The organism is Curvibacter lanceolatus ATCC 14669 (assembly GCF_000381265.1).
GTDB lineage: Bacteria > Pseudomonadota > Gammaproteobacteria > Burkholderiales > Burkholderiaceae_C > Curvibacter > Curvibacter lanceolatus.
The window spans coordinates 145,159-162,109 of the sequence record NZ_KB906255.1; the positions used below are offsets into that span (position 1 = coordinate 145,159).

Here is a 16,951-nt window from a genome sequence, read left to right on the forward strand (position 1 = left end):
TTCTGACGCCCATGCCCACCCCGGCCCGCCCACCCGCCAGCCTGTCGGCCCGCCTCAGCCGCAGCCTGGTGCTGTGGGTGTGCGCGCTGTGGCTGATGACCGCTCTGGGCACCACCTGGTATGTGCGCACCGAAGTCAACGACGTGTACGACAGCGCCCTCAGCGAAAGCGCCTGGCGCCTGCTCGACCTGGTCAGCCACGAGATGGACGAGCACGGCGCCAGCCCGGTGCTGGGCGAGGCCCCGCCGCCGCGCTCGGGCAGCTTTCCGCTGCACCTGGCACCGCACCACCTGATCTACCAGATCACCAGCCCCGACGGCCGGCTGCTGCTGCGCTCGGCCGATGCCCCCACCGAGGTGCTGGCGCCCGAGGTGCGCTACGGCTTTTCCGAGCAGGGCGCCTGGCGCGTCTTCAGCCTGACCCACCCCACCCGCCAGGCCCGCATCCATGTGGCCGACGCGCTGCAGCACCGCCAGCACACCCAGATCGACATCGTGCTGTCGCTGCTGCTGCCCCTGCTGGGCCTGCTGCCCTTTCTGGCCCTGCTGATCCGCCACATCACGCAGCGCGAGCTGGCCAGCGTGGGCGCGCTGGCCGACCAGATCCGCGAGCGCAGCGACCGCAACCTGAGCCCGCTGTCCAGCGCCGGCCTGCCGGCCGAGCTGACCGTGATCACCGAGCGCAGCAACCACCTGCTGCAGCGCCTCTCTGGCGCCCTGGACACCGAGCGGGCCCTGGCCGCCAACGCCGCCCATGAGCTGCGCACCCCGCTGGCCACCACCCGCCTGCGCCTGCAAGGCGTGCAGGCCCTGCTGGGGCAGCAGCCCACCGAGGTGGTGCAGCGCGAACTGCAACACGCGCTGGATTCGCTGGCCCAATTGAGCCGGCGCACCGAGAAGCTGCTGCAGATGTCGCGTGCCGAATCGGGTGCTGCCCTGGCACGCGAGCGCGTGCCGCTGACCCGCCTGGCCGCCGCCGTGGCGCAAGAGTTCTGGGCCGACCCGGCCCTGCTCAACCGGCTTCAACTGCAGCTGCCCGAGCACGGCGAGCCCGAGGCCCTGGGCGACTTCGACGCCCTGGCCATCGCCTTGCGCAACCTGCTCGAGAACGCCGCCCGCCATGCCCCCCAAGGCCCCATCGTGCTGGGCGTGCAGCTGCCGGCCCGGCTCAGCGTGAGCGACTGCGGCCCCGGCATCCCGCCCGAGCGCCAGGCCGATCTGCTGCAGCGCCACCACCAGCAGGCGCAAGCCGCCACCCCCCCTTCAACCCAGGCCGAGGGCCCGCTGCCGCGCGTTGCCCCGCAACCCGGCTACGGGCTGGGCCTGTCCATCGTCAGCACCATCATCGAACGCCAGGGCGGCCGCCTGAGCCTGCAGTCGCCGGCACCGGGGCGCACCGACCCGAGCCAACCGGGGCTGTGCGTGACCCTGGACTTGCTGCCCGCCCATTCATGAAACATTAAGGTGCGGGCCCTAGGCTCGGAGCCTCGCTCCAGAATATGCCCATGAACCTCCGCCTCCTCCCCCCGTGCCCGCTGCCCCTGCGGCCCGCTTTGGCTGCCGGCCTCGCCCTGGGCCTGCTGGCCTGGGCGCCGGCCCAGGCTGCCGAACTGCTCAAACTCAGCCCGGCCCAGGCCGAGGCCGCCCACCTGCGCACCCAGGTCGCCCAGACGGCCAGCACCACCAACACCGGTGCCAACCTGGTGCTGCAAGGCACGGTGATGCTGCCCAGCCAGGCCACCGACCTGGTCAGCGCCCCGGTGGCCGGCGTGGTGCAGGCCGTGCTGGTCAACCCCGGCCAGAGCGTGCGCGCCGGCACGCCGGTGGCCCGCCTGCTCAGCCCGCAACTGGTCGAATGGCAGCGCGACTGGCTGCAGGCCGACACCCAGGCCCAGCTGGCGCGTGAGCGCCTGCAACGCGACGAACAGCTGTTTGCCGAGGGCATCATTGCCGAGCAACGCCTGCGCGAAACCCGCGGCCAGGCCCGCATGGCGCAGGTGACGCTGGACGAGCGCAGCCAGGCCCTGCGCCTGGCCGGTGTGTCGGCCCAGCAGCTCAAGCACCCGGCCCTCGACGCCAGCCTCACCCTGGTGGCGCCGGCCAGCGGCACGGTGCTGGAACTCTCGGCCACCCCGGGCCAGCGCCTGGACGCCGGCATGCCGGTGGCCAGGCTGGCACGCGCCGGCCTGCTCAGCATCGAGGTGCAGGCCAGCCAGCAGCAACTGGCCTGGCTGAAAGTGGGTGACGCCCTGAAGGTCGACGGCTGCAAGACCCCGGCGCGCCTGGCGGCCATCACGCCCCAGGTCAGCAGCGCCAGCCAGGCCGCCCTGCTGCGCGCCGATTTCAGCGGCAGCGAGAACTGCCTGCGCGTGAACCAGTTCGTGCAACTGCATGCGGCCGCCACCCTGCCCGCCACGGGCGCCATCAGCGTGCCCACCGCCGCCCTGGTGCAGCACGAGGGCCAGCCCCATGTGTTCGTGAAACGCGCCCAGGGCTACGAACCCGTGGCCGTGCGCACCGGCGCCGCCGGGGGCACGCAGATCACCGTGCTCAGCGGCCTGAAGGCGGGTGACGAGGTGGTGGTGCAAGGCACCGCGGCCCTCAAGGGCCTGTGGCAGGGCCTGGGCCTGGAGGGCGCGCCTGCAGAAGCCCCAGCCACCCCGACCAAGGCCAAATGATGCTGGCCCGTCTGATTGCCCTGGCGCTGTCGCAGCGCCTGTTCACCCTGGTGCTGACCCTGGGCCTGATCGGCGCCGGCCTGCTGGCCCTGCGCGACCTGCCCATCGACGCCTTTCCCGATGTGTCGAGCACCCAGGTCAAGATCATCCTGAAAGCCCCCGGCATGACCCCGGCCGAGGTCGAGTCGCGCATCGTCGCCCCGCTCGAACAAGAGCTGCTGGGCATTCCAAAACAGGTCATGCTGCGCTCCAGCAGCAAGTACGCCATCGCCGACATCACGCTCGACTTTGCCGACGGCACCGACATCTACTGGGCGCGCCAACAGGTCAGCGAACGGCTCAACGGCGTGATGGGTGAACTGCCCCCCGGCATCGGCGGCGGGCTGGCCCCCATCACCACCCCGCTGGGCGAGATGTTCATGTTCACCCTGGAGGGCGAAGCCAGCCTGGCCGAGCGCCGCATCGTGCTCGACACCCTGATCCGTCCGCGCCTGCGCGGCATCAACGGCGTGGCCGACGTCAACTCGCTGGGCGGCATGGTGCAGACCTTCGAGGTGGTGCCCGACATGGCGGCCCTGGCGGCCCGCCACATCGCACTGAGCCAGCTGCAGACCGCTCTCGAGGGCAACAACCGCAACGACGGCGCCGGCCGCCTGCAGGCCGGCGAAGAGTCGCTGCTGGTGCGCAGCGAGGGCAGCATTCGCAACCTGGACGATGTGCGGGCCATCGCCATCACCGCGCGCGACGGTCAGTCGGTGCGCGTGGGCGACCTGGCCACGGTGCGCCTGGGCGAGCTGGCACGCTATGGCGCCGTGACACGCAACGGCAGCGGCGAGACCGTGCAAGGCCTGGTGCTGGGCCTGCGTGGCGCCAATGCCCGCCAGCTGGTGCGCGAAGTGCGCGCCACCCTCGATGCCCTGGGCCCCACCCTGCCCCCGGGCATCAGCATCGTGCCCTTCTACGACCGCGGCCAACTGGTCGACCGCGCCGTGGGCACCGTCACCAAGGCGCTGGGCGAGGCCATCGTGCTGGTGGGAGTGTTGCTGCTGCTGTTCCTGGGCAATCTGCGCGCCGCCCTGGTGGTGGCGCTGATCCTGCCGCTGTCGGCGCTGGCCACCTTTGTGCTGATGCAGCAGTGGGGCCTGTCGGCCAACCTGATGTCGCTGGGCGGCCTGGCGATCGCCATCGGCATGCTGGTCGATGCGGCGGTGGTGGTGGTGGAGAACATCGAGGCGCGCCAGAGCAGCCTGCACGGCCCGGCCCTGGCCCTGCCCAACCGCTACCACGTGTACCGCGCCACCGTCGAGGTGGCCCAGCCGGTCGGTGCCGGCGTGGCCATCATCATGATCGTGTTCCTGCCCCTGCTCACGCTGCAGGGCCTGGAGGGCAAGCTGTTCAGCCCGGTGGCCCTGACCATCGTGTTCGCGCTCGGCGCCTCGCTGCTGCTGTCGTTGACCGTGATCCCAGCACTGGCCTCGTGGCTTTTGCGCCTGCCCCAGCCCGGCCACAAGCCCCACCAGGCCCCCTGGCTGGTGCGCCGGCTGGAGGCGCTCTACACCCCGCTGCTCGACTGGGCCCTGGGCCACGGCAAGAGCGTGGTGCTGGGCTCGGTGCTGGCACTGGCCGGTGCGCTGGCGGTGTTCCCCTTGCTGGGCAAATCGTTCATGCCCTCGCTCGATGAGGGCGACGTGATCCTGCAGATCGAAAAGCTGCCCTCGATTTCGCTCGAATCGTCCAGCGCCACCGACCTGGAGCTGCAGCGCCGCATCCTGAAGGCCGTGCCCGAGGTCTCGGGCATCGTGGCCCGGGTGGGGGCTGATGAACTGGGGCTGGACCCCATGGGCTTCAACGACACCGACACCTTCCTGGTGCTCAAGCCACGCGACACCTGGCGCTTTGCCAGCAAGGACGCGCTGGTCGACGCGCTGCGCGAAGCCGTGGCCCCGGTGCCCGGCATCAACCTCAGCTTCACCCAGCCCATCGAGATGCGCACCTCCGAAATGCTGTCGGGTGTGCGAGGCGACCTGGCCATCAAGGTGTTCGGCCCCGACCCGCAGGAGCTGGCCCGCCTGGCCACGCAGATCGTGCAGGTGGTGCAGGGCGTGCCCGGCAGCGAAGACGTGATCACCGCGCAGAACGAGGGCGTGCAGTACCTCAGCGTGGCCATCGACCGGGCTGCCGTGGGCCGCCTGGGCCTGTCGGTCGAGCAGGTGCAGAACGACCTTCGGGCCCTGCTGGAAGGCCGGCGCAGCGGCACCGTGGTGCAAGGCATCCGGCGCGTGCCGCTGATGATCCGTGGCAGCGATGCGCTGCGCATGGCCCCCGAGCAGTTCTCCCAGTTGCGCCTGCCCCTGCCCGACGGCGCCTCGGTGCCGCTGAGCCAGGTGGCCGACATCCGCGTGGTGGACGGCCCGGTGAAGATCGACCGCGAAAAATCCATGCGCATGTCGGTGGTGCGCGCCAATGTGCGCGACCGCGATCTGGTGGGCTTTGTGGACGAAGCCAAGGCCGCGGTGGCCCGTGAGGTCAAGCTGCCGCCCGGCTACCTGCTGGCCTGGGGTGGGCAGTTCGAGAACCAGCAACGCGCGGCGGCCCGCCTGAGCGTGGTGGTGCCGGTGGCCCTGGCCCTGATCCTGCTGGTGCTGTTCGCCACCCTGGGCCAGCTGCGCCAGGCCCTGCTGGTGTTTGCCAACATCCCCTTCGCTCTGGTGGGTGGGGTGTATGCCCTGGGGGCTACCGGTGAGTATCTTTCGGTGCCGGCCTCGGTGGGCTTCATCGCGCTGATGGGCATTGCCGTGCTCAACGGCCTGGTGCTGGTGACCTGCTTCAACCAGCTCGCCGAGCGCCACCTGCCGATCGACGAGGTGGTGCGCCAGGGTTGCCTGCGCCGCCTGCGCCCCGTGCTCATGACCGCCAGCATCACCGCCCTGGGCCTGGTGCCCCTGCTGCTGGCCACCGGCCCGGGCTCGGAGATCCAGCGCCCGCTGGCCATCGTGGTCATGGGCGGGCTGTTCAGCGCCACCGTGCTGACCCTGTTCCTGCTGCCGTTGCTGTACCGTCACTTTCACCGGCCTTCGCGCCAGGCCCTCGCATGAGCCCTGAAACCCTTTCTGCCCTATTGCTGACAGCACCCTCTTCCGTGCCACTGTGCCTGCTGACGCTGTCACTGCCCCAGGCCCTGGAAGAGACCCTGCTCGACGCCCTGCAAGCCCTGCCCGAACACCCCGGCCCCTACACCGTGCTGCAAGGCCACAGCCTGGGTGCCGGCGTCGCCCTGCCCAGTGCCATGGAGCAGGTGCAGGGCCGGGCCCGGCGCACCCTGGTGCTGACCGTGCTGGCCGAGCGCACGGTGCCGGCCCTGATCCAGGCCTTGCAGGCCAGCGTGCCGCACCCCGACATCAGCTGGTGGAGCGCACCCCTGTTGCAGCATGGGAGGCTGGCATGACACGCCCTCACATCAGCCCGCCACGCCTGCTGGTGCTGGCCCTGTGGACCGCACTGAACCTGCAGGCCTGGGCCGACACGCCGCCCGGCCCGGCCCACACCGACCCGGCCGCCACGCTGGAGCGAGTGGCCCTGCCCTGGGCTGACCGCTTGCACAAGGTGCTGCCGCCCGAGGAGCGCGTGCGGGCCATGCTGCTGCGCCAGCCCACGGTGCAGGTGGCACGCGCCAATGTCGATGCCGCCGCCGGGCGCCAGGCCCGCCTGAACGCCGGCCCGCATGAATGGACCTTCAAGGCCGGCCTGCAGCAACGCCGTGAAATGCCCGGGCCGCGCTACCGCGAAACCGAACTGGCCGTGGAACGCGGCCTGCGCCTGCCGGCCAAGCTCGACGCCGACCAGGCCCTGGGCCGCAACGAGGCCGAAGTCGGCATGCTGAACTTTGAAGACACCTGGCACGAGTCGGCCCGCGCCCTGCTCAAGGCCTGGTTCGACGCATTGCGCGAGGCCCGCACCCTGCAGACCCTGCGCGAGCAGGTGGCCCTGGCCGAGCAGCAGCGCTCGGTGGCACAGCGGCGCCTGCAGGCCGGCGAGGCCGCGCGGCTGGAACTGCTGCAGGCCGATGCCGACATGGGCCGTGCCCAGGCCGCTGCCCAGCAATCGGGCACCCGGCTGCGCGCCCTGCAGGCCGACCTGCTGCTGCGCTACCCCGATGTCCAGCCTTTGTTGACGGCCGTCTCGGAGGACCTGCCCGCCCCCGCCGGACTGGCCGACACCGCCCAGCACTGGGTGGAGCGTGTGCTGGCCGACAACCACGAGCTGGAGCTGGCCGAAGCCCAGGCGCGCCACGCCGAACTGGTGGCCCGCCGGGCCGGCCTGGACCGGCAGGGCGACCCGGTACTGGGCGTGCGCGCCTCGCGTGAGCGCGGTGGCCAGGAGCAGGTGCTGGGGGTGTATGTTTCAGTGCCCTGGGGTGGCGCCGGGCGCCGGGCCGACGAGCAGACGGCCCTGGCCCAGGCCGAGATGGCCCGCCAGAAGGTGGACGAGGTGCGCCAGCGCGTGAGCTCGGAAGCCTGGCGCGTGGCCATCAACGCGGTGGAGGGTGAAAGCAGCTGGCAAGCCCTGCAGACCGCCTGGCAAGGCATGGACCAGAGCGCCCGCCTGGCCGGGCGGGCCTACAGCCTGGGCGAATTGCCCCTGGGCGAGGCCCTGCAGGCGCGTCGCCTGGCGCTGGAGGCCCGGCTGAACGCCGATGCGGCCCGCCTGGACATCCTGGAAAGCCAGAGCCGCCTGCTGCTGGATGCCCACCAGATGTGGACGCCCCCCGGGCACGGGGGCTGAAAAGCGTCTGAAGCGGCCGTCGCTCAGCCCAGGCCCACCGGGCTGGGCGCGCGCATCACGATGCGGGTGAACAGGCGGTCGTAGGCGGGGTCGCGCAGGCTGGGGTTGACCAGGGGGTCGGCGTTGCTCAGGAAGGCCTCGTCCAGCGCCTTCCAGTCGCCCTCGTCAAGCACCTTGCGGGCTTCGGGAATGATCACGGTCTCTTCGAGCCGCATGTGGTCCAGGTAGAAGTCGATGTAGACGCGCAACTCGTCTTCAAAACGCTTGCGGCGGCCATCGCCCATCAGCTCCCAGGCCAGCAGCAGGTGCTGCAGTTCGCGCACCGCCGTCTCGCCCTTCATGTGGTCGCGCTCCAGCTGTTCGACCACCGTCATCACATGCGGGGAATGCCGCGCCACGCGCGGGAACAGCAGGTCCGACTCCTTGGGGTGGTGCAGACGCTCGGGGAATTCGTCGATGTAGAACAGCATGGCCCGCATGACGTCGAAGAAGCTCTCGGGCTCGTCACCGGGGCCCCGGTCCAGCATCATCAGCATGGAGCGCAGCATGGCCGCCAGCGCAGTGTGTTCTTCCTGGATGACCTTGATGCATTCTTGTGCCATGGTGTGCCCCGGGGGTGTCTGTGAGAAGAGCACGAGGGTGCCACGCAGCCCCGCGCAAGTCACTGACCCAGATCAAGCCCAGGGCCTCAAAGCTGGGCGTCGGGCTCGATCACCAATTCCGGGGGCAGCACGATGCCGGCCTTCAGGCCCTGCCCGTCGGGGCCGCGGCCCAGCTCGAAGCGGGCGCCCAGCAGTTGGGCATAGCGCGACACGATGGCCATGCCCAGGCCCACGCCCTCACCCATCCATTCGCGTTCCTCGCCCTGCACCCAGCGTTGCAGGATGCGCTCGCGCTCTGCCCCCGGGATGCCGGGCCCGTTGTCGATCACCGAGAGGTGCACCCCGTCGGCCAGGCGTTGCAACTCGACCGTGATGCTGCCGCCCTCGCCCGTGGCGGGCCGCCCATAGCGCAGCGCGTTGTCCAGCAGGTTGTTGAGAATGCCCTCCAGCAGCGTGGGGTGGCCCATCACGCGCAGCGGCTCGTCCAGACCGCGCCCGCCCAGGTCGATGCCGGCGGCATCGGCGCGCGGCAGCAGGCGCAGCACCGCGTCGCGCACCAGTTCATCGAGGGCCACCGGCACGGCCTGCATCTGGGTGCGCGCCTCGTCCGCCAGGGCCAGGGCCAGCAATTGATCGACCAGGTGGCTGGCGCGGGCCTCGCTGCCCACGATGCGCTGCAGCTGCATGCGCCAGGCTTCGGGCTCGCGCTGGGCCAGGCCGTATTCGGCCAGGGCGCGGATGCCGGCCAGCGGCGTGCGCAGCTCGTGCGCCACATTGCCGGCAAATTCGCGCTGGGCCTGCACCCCGCGCGCCACCCGGGCCAGCAAGGCATTGAGCGAATCTTCCAGCAGGCGCACATCACGGGTGTTGGCCTGCACCTGCAGCGGGGTCAGGTCCTGGGCATTGCGCTGGCCCAGGGCCTGCTGCAATCGGGCCAGAGGTTGCAGCTCGGCGCGGATGGCACGCCCCAGCCAGGCGGCCAGCAGCACCAGCAGCAACACTTCAGGAATCACCGAATACAGCAGCAGGTTGCGCAGCAGCGCGCTGCGGCTTTGTGTGGTCTGGGCCATGATGACCTCGAAGGCCAACGGCTCGGAGCGGCGCAGGCGCACCGCGCGCAGCGGCTTGCCCTGGTAGTAGATGTCGGCAAAGCCGTACACGGCTTCGTCGGTGTCGGAGATCGGGGGCATGTTGAGCCCCGAGTGCCCGGCCAGCAGACTGCCGTCGGGGCGGCGCACCGCAAAGTACACGCTCTCGACCTGGTCGAACAGCACCGCACGCACCTCGCGCGAAGACAGCATCAGCTCCAGCCCGGCATCGTTGGCGCGCACATTGCTGGCCACCGAGTAGGCGTCATCGAGCAGCGAACGGTCGTAGGCCGCCTGGGTGAAGTGGCGCGCCAGCGAGATCGACACCACGGCCCCGGCCAGCCAGGTCAGGCCCAGCGGCAGCAGCACGTGGCGCAGCAGCCGCGAGCGCAGCGAAGGCAGGGCCAGGGTGGCCGCGCCCACACTGCCCGTCATGCCTCGGCCTCCAGCAGGTAGCCCAGGCCACGCAGGGTGCGGATGCTGGCGCCGCTGCCGACCAGCTTCTTGCGCAGGCGCGAGATGAAGGCCTCCAGGGCGTTGTCGGCCAGGGCCTCGTCAAAGCCCGAGAGCTTGTCAGCCAGCGTGCGCTTGCTGACCACGCGGCCGGGCGGCGTCATCAGCTCCCACAGCACCTCGAACTCGCGCGCGGGCAGCTCGAACCAGTCGCCCTGCAGGCTCAGGCGGCGGGCCTTGCGGTCCAGCGTGAGGGTGCCCACGGTGGTGATGTCCTGCGTGCCCAGGCTGCGCCGCACCAGGGCGCGCAGCCGGGCCTCGACCTCGGCCAGGTCAAAGGGCTTGCCCAGGTAGTCGTCGGCCCCGGCGTCCAGGCCGGCAATGCGCTCCTCGGTGCGGTCGCGGGCCGTCAGCACCAGCACCGGCACCTGGTCGCCCCGGGCGCGGGCCGCCCGCAGCAGGCTCAAGCCGCTGCCCATGCCCTGGCCCACCGGGCCCACGGGAAGGTTCAGGTCGAGCAGCACCGCATCAAACAGCTGGATGCGCCAGAAGTGGTCGGCCTCGCCCAGCGTGGCGGCTTCATCCACCCGGTGGCCCGCCTCGCTCAGGCTGCGCACCATCACGTCCCTGAGCACGGCGTCGTCTTCAATCACCAGAATTCGCATGCTTGTCATTCCTGAATGGCAGGATGCAAGCCTACCCCGATTCGCCCAGTTTGCCTGCGACAGCATGTACGACGGCCAGCAGGGGAAACGCCGCCCCCCCTGTCAACCGGCCCGCCACAGGCCCTCCGCGCTTCGTGACACAGGGGAAAACACTTAAAAGTCAGGCTCTGGTCAGGTAGAGGTCAGGGACCATGAGGCATAAGCTGAAACGATGAGCATCCGACAGATTTCCATGGCCGTGACGCTGGCCTGCGCCTGCGTCTCTGCCGCGCTGGCCCAGACAGCCACCGCCACCCCCTCCGTGCTGCGCCTGGAGCAGGTGCTGCAGGGCGCCCGCAACAACCTCGACGTGCAGTTCTCCAACGAACTGGCGGCAGCGGCACGCGCCGACATCGTCAGCGCCGACCACGCCCCGCTGCCGGTGCTGACCACCAAGGCCAGCCAGATGGACCTGCAGCACGGCCTGGGCCGGGGCAGCGTCCTCAATGAAAAGCGCATCGACAAGAGCCTGGGCGTGGACTGGACCTGGGAGCGTGGCAACAAGCGGGCCTTGCGCACCCTGTCGGCGCAGCGCGCGGCCGACGCGGCCCAGGCCGATGTGGACGACACCCAGGTGCTGCAACTGCAGGCCGGCCTGGCCGGCTTTTACGACCTGCTGGCCGCCCAGGAACGGCTGGCCGAGGTGCGCGCCATCAGCCAGAGCGCCAGCCAGTTGGCCGCTACCGCGGCCCAGCGCGTGCGCGCCGGCGACCTGGCGGCCCAGGATGCGGCCCGCACCGAGATCGAGGCCCAACGCGCCCAGGGCGATGTGCGCCTGGCCGAGCTGGAGCGCCAGCGTGCCAGTGCCGCCCTGAGCCAGGTGCTGGGCCGCAGCCCGGCCAGCCCGCTGGAGGTGGCGCAGGACTGGCCCGCCCTGACCCCGCCGGACACCGGCACCGACCTGGGCGCCGTGGTCGATGCCCGTGCCGACGTGCGCGCCGCCCAGGCCCGCGTGGACGCAGCCCAGGCCGCGCTCGACAATGCCCAGGCCCTGACCCGCAGCGACATCACCGTGGGCGCCTCGCTGGACCACTACCCCGGCACGTCAACGCGCCTGCTGGAGTTGCGCCTGCAGATGCCGCTGCAAACCCATTACGCCTACCAGGGCGAGATCGCCCGCGCCCTGGCCGGCCTGAACCAGGCCCGCACCCAGCTCGAACGCGTGCGCCTGAACGCCCTGCTGGAGCTGCAAAGCCTGCAGCAAAGCCTGCTGGGCACCCTGGCCCAGGCCCGCAGCTACGAAACCGAGATCCTGCCGCGCGCGCGCCAGGTGGCCGCGGGTGCCGAACTGGCCTACAGCAAAGGCGCCATCCCCCTGGTCGACCTGCTGGACGCCCGGCGCACCTTGCGCGCCACCCTGATCGAAGCCGTCAGCGCGCGTGCCGACCATGCCCGTGCCCAAGGCCTGTGGCTGTTGCGCACCCAACCCCAGCGCCTGCTGGCCACCCCCTGATTCACTTGGCACCCCCCATGGCGCCCCACCTCACTTCTGCCCACCCCATGCGCAAGCTCCCACTCCTTCGCCTCTGCACCCTCGCCGTCCTGGCCAGCGCACTGCTGTCGGCCTGCGGCCCCGCCCCTGCACCCAACGTCGCTCCGCAACCCGCCACGCCCATCGTGCAAGGCCAGCAGCTGCGCTTCCCGGCCGGCCACCCGCAACTGGCCCTGCTGCCCACCCAGGCGGCTCGCGCCGCCCAGGACATCACGGTCGAGCTGCCGGCGCGCCTGGTCTGGAATGAGGAACGCACCCAGCGCATCTACCCCGCCTTTGCCGGCCGGGTCACCCGCATCGACGCCGATGTGGGCCAGCGTGTGCAGCCCGGCTCGGCCCTGGCCCACCTGGCTTCGCCCGATTTCGGCCAGGCCCAGGCCGACACCGCCCGTGCCCAAGTCGATGCCCGCCTGATGAACCAGGCCGTGCAGCGCCAGCGCGAGCTGTTTGCCGCCGGCATCATCGCGCGCAAGGACCTGGAGCAAAGCGAGGCCGATGCCGCCCGCGCCCAGGCCGAAGTGGCGCGCGCCCAGGCCCGCACCGCCCTGTATGGCGGCTCGGCCCAGGTCAACCAGCAGCTCAGCCTGAGCAGTGGCATCGCCGGTGTGGTGGTGGAGCGCAACCTCAACCCCGGCCAGGAACTGCGCCCCGACCAATCCGGCCCCGGTGTACCGGCCCTGTTCGTGGTCAGCGACCCGGCCTCGCTGTGGGTGCAGATCGATGCCCGCGAGATCGACACCGGCATCCTCAAGCCCGGTGCCAGCTTCGAGCTGGAAGTGGCGGCCTACCCGGGCACGCTGTTCCAGGGCAAGGTGCTGGCGGCCTCCGACTTCATCGACCCCAGCACCCGCACGATCAAGGTGCGCGGCCTGGTGGCCAATGCCGACCGGCGCCTGAAAGCCGAGATGCTGGCCACCGCCCGGGTGCACCAGACCTTCAGCAGCGGTGTGGTCGTGCCGGCCGCCGCCATCACCCTCAACGGCACCCACCATGCGGTGTTCGTGCAGACCCAGCCCGGGGTGTTCGAGCCCCGTGACGTGACCCTGGTGCACCAGGGGCCCAAGGAGGTGGTGGTGAGCAAGGGCCTGCAGGCCGGCGAGCTGGTCGTGTCCGACAACGCCTTGCTGCTGGCGCGCCAGTTCCATGTGGCCCAGGAGGATTCCATCGGCCGCAGCGACAGCCAGAAGAGTGCCCCCGCCGCTGAAGGCAAAGAGAGCACCAGCAAAGGGAATTCCCAATGAGACGCCTGATCCAGTACGCGCTCTACCAGCCGCTGTTCATCGTCCTGGGCACCCTGCTGTTTGCCCTGGCCGGGGTGATTGCCTTCAAGAACCTGTCGGTCGAGGCCTTCCCCGATGTCACCGACACCCAGGTCACGGTGATCACGCTGTTCCCCGGACGCGCCGCCGAAGAGGTTGAAAAGCAGGTCACGCTGCCCATCGAGGTGGCCTTGTCGGGCCTGCCGAATTCGATCCGTGTCTTCTCGCACACCCAGTTCGGGCTGAGCTTCATGGTCGTCACCTACGACGACAAAGCCGATGTGAACCTGGTGCGCCAGCAGGTCAGTGAGCGCCTGCGCGGGGTGGACCTGCCGGCCGGGGTCGAGGCCGAGATCGCGCCCAACGCCACCCCGGTGGGTGAAATCATGCGCTACCGCCTGCGTGGCGACGGGCTGAGCACCACCGACCTGCGCACCCTGGAAGACTGGGTGGCCGAGCGCGCGCTGCGCCAGGTGCCCGGCGTGGCCGATGTGGTAGCCATGGGTGGCTCGATCAAGCAGTACGAGGTGCAACCCGACCTGGACAAGCTGCGCGCCTACCGCCTCAACTTCCAGAACCTGCTCGACGCCCTGGGGCGCGGCAACTCGAATGCGGGCGGCAGCTATGTGGCCCAGGGGGCCCAGCAGTACACCATCCGCGGCCTGGGCCTGCTCAAGTCGTCGGAAGACATCGGCCGCATCGTGGTGGCCGCGCGCAACGGCACCCCGATCCTGATCCGCGACATCGCGCAGGTGAAGATCGGCGCCGTGCCGCGCCTGGGCGTGGTCGGCCAGGACCTGGACGACGACGTGGTGACCGGCATCGTGATCATGCGCAAGGGCGAGAACCCGAGCGTGGTGCTCAAGGGCGTGAAGGACAAGATCGCCGAACTCAATGAGCGCGGCCTGCCCCCGGGCGTGAAGATCGAGCCCTTCTACGACCGCACCTGGCTGATGGACAAGACCCTCACCACGGTGTTCCGCAACCTGGTCGAAGGCGCGGTGCTGGTGTCGCTGGTGCTCTACATCTTCCTGTCCAACCTGCGCGCCAGCCTGGCCGTGGTGGTGGTGATCCCGCTGGCCCTGCTGGCCACCTTCATGGGCCTGAAGATCATGGGCGTGCCGGCCAACCTGCTGAGCCTGGGCGCCATGGACTTCGGCATCATCGTGGACGGCGCGGTGATCGTGATCGAGAACATCCTGCACCGGCTGGCGCAGAACCGCGAGGACATGCCCGAGTCGGAGCGCAAGCAGACCATCATCGACGCGGCCAACGAAGTGGGCCGCCCCACGCTGTTCTCGATGCTGATCATCATTGCCGCGCACATCCCCATCTTTGCGCTGCAACGCCATGAAGGCCGCATCTTCCAGCCCATGGCCCTGTCGGTGACCACGGCCCTGATCGGCTCGCTGGTGTTCTCGCTCACCCTGGTGCCGCTGCTGGCCTACTGGATGCTGCGCCGCAAGCTGCCGCACCACGACAACCGCGTGGTGACCGCCGCCAAGGGCTTTTATGAACCCGTGCTGGGCTGGGCCCTGAACCACCGCCGCAAGGTGCTGGGCATTGCCATCGCTGCCTTTGCCATGTCGGGCGTGGTGGCCTCGCGCCTGGGCTCGGAGTTCCTGCCCGAACTGAACGAGGGCACGACCTGGATCAACTTCGCGCTGTCGCCCAATGTGTCGACCGAAGAGGCGGCCCGCATCCTGCGCATGGCGCGCAAGGCCTTGCTGACCGTGCCCGAGGTGCGCACCACCGTGTCCAAGGCCGGCCAGCCCGAAGACGGCACCGACCCCAAGACCATCAGCATGGCCGAGATCTTTGTCGACGTGAAACCCGAGCACGAATGGCGTGCGGGCATGACGCGCGACAAGATCATCGACGAGATGGACCACGCGCTGTCGGCCATCCCCAGCATCGACCCGGCCTTCTCGCAACCGATCCGCGACAACGTGCTCGAGTCGATCTCCCAGATCAAGGGTCAGATCGTGATCAAGCTCGCCGGTGACGACCTGGCCGAGATGCGCCGCATCACCGAAGCCATCACGCGCGAGGTCAAGCAGGTGCAGGGCGTGTCGCGCGCCGAGATCGACCGCGACGGCCAGGTGCCGCAGCTGCTGATCGACATCGACCGCGACCGGGCCGCCCGCTACGGCCTCAACGTGGGCGACATCCAGGACGTGATCGAAGCGGCGCTGGCCGGCAAGGCCGCCACCAGCCTGTGGGAAGGCGAGCGCAAGTTTGCCGTGGCCGTGCGCCTGCCGGCCGAAGACCGCCTGGTGGCCAAGCTCGAACGCACCCCCATCCCCACGGCCGACGGCGGCTATGTGCAACTGGGCGCGGTGACGCACATCACCGAAACCAGCGGCGCGATGAACATCGCCCGTGAAGCCGGCCGGCGCACCACCGCCATCGGCATCTTCATCAAGGACCGCGACATGGGTTCGGTGGTGGCCGACATGAAGGCCCGGGTCGCGAAGATCGACATCCCGGCCGGCTACGTGGTGAACTGGTCGGGCGAGTTCGAGAACCAGGAACGCGCCATGAAGCGCCTGTCCGTGGTGGTGCCGATCTCGCTGCTGCTGATCTTCGTGCTGCTGTTCGATGCCTTCAAGTCCTTCAAGATGGCCTCGCTGATCCTGCTCAACGTGCCCCTGGCCCTGGTGGGGGGCTTTGTGGCGTTGTGGATCTTCGGCATCCCGCTGTCGGTGTCGGCCGCCATCGGCTTCATCGCCTTGAGCGGCCAGGCCGTGCTCAACGGGGTGGTGATGCTCTCGGTGTTCCAGCAATTGCGCAAGGCCGGCCACACGGTGTATGAGGCCGCGCGCATCGGCTCGATGCAGCGCCTGCGCACCGTGCTGATGACGGCCATGCTGGCCGCCCTGGGCCTGTTGCCCATGGCGCTGTCGCGTGAAATTGGCTCCGAGACCCAGCGCCCGCTGGCCATCGTGGTCATCGGCGGCCTGGTCACGGCCACGCTGCTCACCCTGGTGGTGCTGCCCTCGCTGTATGTGTCGTGGTTCTCGCGGGCCAAGAACGCCAAGAGCAGCGAAGGTGCATCCTGAAGGCCATGACCCAGGCAACCCAGCCCAGCACGGCGGTGGTGTTGCTGCACGGCCTGTGCAGCACCCCCGACGAGTTGCTGAGCGTCAATGCTCCGCTGCGCCAGATCGGTTGCACCGTGGTGCCCTTGCAGATTGCCGGCTACTCCTTCGATGCCGACCACCCCGAGGCCCCGGCCCAGCGCTTTGAGCACTGGATCAGCGCCGTGCATGACTGCGTGCGCCAACAACGCCAGAACCACCAGCGTGTGGTGCTGGTCGGCATCTCGGCCGGGGCCGGCCTGGCCCTGAGCGCCGCCATGGACCCGGCCACCCCGGTGGACGGCCTGGTGCTGATGTCCACCACCCTGCGCTACGACGGCTGGGCCATCCCACCCTGGCACTTTTTGCTGCCGCTGGCGCTGTACACCCCGCTCGGCCGGTTGTGGCAGTACCGGGAGCAGCCGCCCTATGGCGTCAAGAACGAGCGCATCCGGGCCTGGATCGCGCGCGAGCTGGAAAACCGACGGGTGTCCCGCGCCGGCAGCGCCACCCTGGGCGTGAGCTACCTGCGCGAAAACGACCGGCTGCTGCGCCGCCTGCGCCGCAACCTGAGCCAGGTCGTCTGCCCCCACATCCTGGCCTTGCACGCCGAAGAAGACGAGGTCGCCAGCCCGGACAATCTGCGTCTGCTGGCAGTTGGACTATCATCCGCGGCTGTCTCTCTCAAGACGGTTACCGTCAGAAACAGCTTTCACATGATCAGCATCGACAACGATCGTCAGCAAGTTGTTCGCGAAACCGTCGATTTCGTGCGCTCGCTGACCGCGAGCCCTCCGTGCCCCTGATCTGAGCT

General features: G+C 69.9%; 12 protein-coding genes. 9 read left to right on the forward strand and 3 right to left on the reverse strand.

Annotation, left to right across the window (positions count from 1 at the left end):
- Positions 1 to 11 precede the first annotated feature (11 nt).
- Genes F624_RS0107620 through F624_RS0107640 form a run of 5 tightly spaced genes read left to right on the forward strand, consistent with a single transcriptional unit; the run spans position 12 to position 7,459 of the window.
- Positions 12 to 1,454 carry a sensor histidine kinase gene (locus tag F624_RS0107620; protein ID WP_019573689.1) on the forward strand — a complete coding sequence of 481 codons (1,443 nt, stop codon included), beginning with the start codon at positions 12 to 14 and terminating at the stop codon, positions 1,452 to 1,454.
- A gap of 50 nt (positions 1,455 to 1,504) precedes the next feature.
- Positions 1,505 to 2,677 carry an efflux RND transporter periplasmic adaptor subunit gene (locus tag F624_RS0107625; protein WP_157443370.1) on the forward strand — a complete coding sequence of 391 codons (1,173 nt, stop codon included), beginning with the start codon at positions 1,505 to 1,507 and terminating at the stop codon, positions 2,675 to 2,677.
- On the forward strand, positions 2,677 to 5,772 hold the full coding sequence (locus F624_RS0107630) for an efflux RND transporter permease subunit (protein WP_043425727.1): 3,096 nt from the start codon (positions 2,677 to 2,679) through the stop codon (positions 5,770 to 5,772). The genes F624_RS0107625 and F624_RS0107630 overlap by 1 nt, the downstream gene beginning before the upstream one ends.
- 44 nt (positions 5,773 to 5,816) lie before the next feature.
- Positions 5,817 to 6,122 (forward strand): DUF3240 family protein, encoded by a 306-nt coding sequence (locus F624_RS0107635; protein WP_019573692.1) that lies wholly within the window; start codon positions 5,817 to 5,819, stop codon positions 6,120 to 6,122.
- The gene (locus F624_RS0107640) at positions 6,119 to 7,459 is read left to right on the forward strand and encodes a TolC family protein (protein WP_019573693.1); all 1,341 of its coding nucleotides are present in this window, start codon (positions 6,119 to 6,121) and stop codon (positions 7,457 to 7,459) included. The genes F624_RS0107635 and F624_RS0107640 overlap by 4 nt, the downstream gene beginning before the upstream one ends.
- A gap of 23 nt (positions 7,460 to 7,482) precedes the next feature.
- Here F624_RS0107640 and F624_RS0107645 read toward each other — a convergent pair whose 3' ends face one another.
- The 3 genes from F624_RS0107645 to F624_RS0107655 form a co-directional block, all read right to left on the reverse strand.
- A complete protein-coding gene (locus tag F624_RS0107645) occupies positions 7,483 to 8,061 on the reverse strand; it encodes a hemerythrin domain-containing protein (protein ID WP_019573694.1) in 579 nt (192 codons plus the stop codon).
- An 86-nt stretch (positions 8,062 to 8,147) separates the two neighbouring features.
- Complete coding sequence (locus F624_RS0107650) at positions 8,148 to 9,584, reverse strand: sensor histidine kinase (protein ID WP_019573695.1); 1,437 nt, start codon at positions 9,582 to 9,584, stop codon at positions 8,148 to 8,150.
- Positions 9,581 to 10,267: a response regulator transcription factor gene (locus F624_RS0107655; RefSeq protein WP_019573696.1), complete on the reverse strand. Its 687-nt coding sequence runs from the start codon at positions 10,265 to 10,267 to the stop codon at positions 9,581 to 9,583. Before F624_RS0107655 ends, F624_RS0107650 begins: the two co-directional genes overlap by 4 nt.
- A 211-nt stretch (positions 10,268 to 10,478) precedes the next feature.
- On the opposite strand from F624_RS0107655, the gene F624_RS0107660 reads away from it, so the two are divergent.
- From F624_RS0107660 to F624_RS0107675, 4 genes are read left to right on the forward strand one after another with little or no spacing between them, the layout of a single operon-like run.
- Positions 10,479 to 11,759, forward strand: coding sequence for a TolC family protein (locus F624_RS0107660; RefSeq protein WP_019573697.1), 1,281 nt, complete (start codon positions 10,479 to 10,481; stop codon positions 11,757 to 11,759).
- Positions 11,760 to 11,806: 47 nt separating this feature from the next.
- Positions 11,807 to 13,039, forward strand: a complete 1,233-nt coding sequence (locus F624_RS0107665; RefSeq protein WP_019573698.1) for an efflux RND transporter periplasmic adaptor subunit — start codon at positions 11,807 to 11,809, stop codon at positions 13,037 to 13,039.
- Positions 13,036 to 16,119 carry an efflux RND transporter permease subunit gene (locus tag F624_RS0107670; RefSeq protein ID WP_019573699.1) on the forward strand — a complete coding sequence of 1,028 codons (3,084 nt, stop codon included), beginning with the start codon at positions 13,036 to 13,038 and terminating at the stop codon, positions 16,117 to 16,119. The genes F624_RS0107665 and F624_RS0107670 overlap by 4 nt, the downstream gene beginning before the upstream one ends.
- A 5-nt stretch (positions 16,120 to 16,124) precedes the next feature.
- The gene (locus F624_RS0107675) at positions 16,125 to 16,943 is read left to right on the forward strand and encodes an alpha/beta hydrolase (protein WP_019573700.1); all 819 of its coding nucleotides are present in this window, start codon (positions 16,125 to 16,127) and stop codon (positions 16,941 to 16,943) included.
- The last annotated feature ends 8 nt before the right edge of the window (positions 16,944 to 16,951 follow it).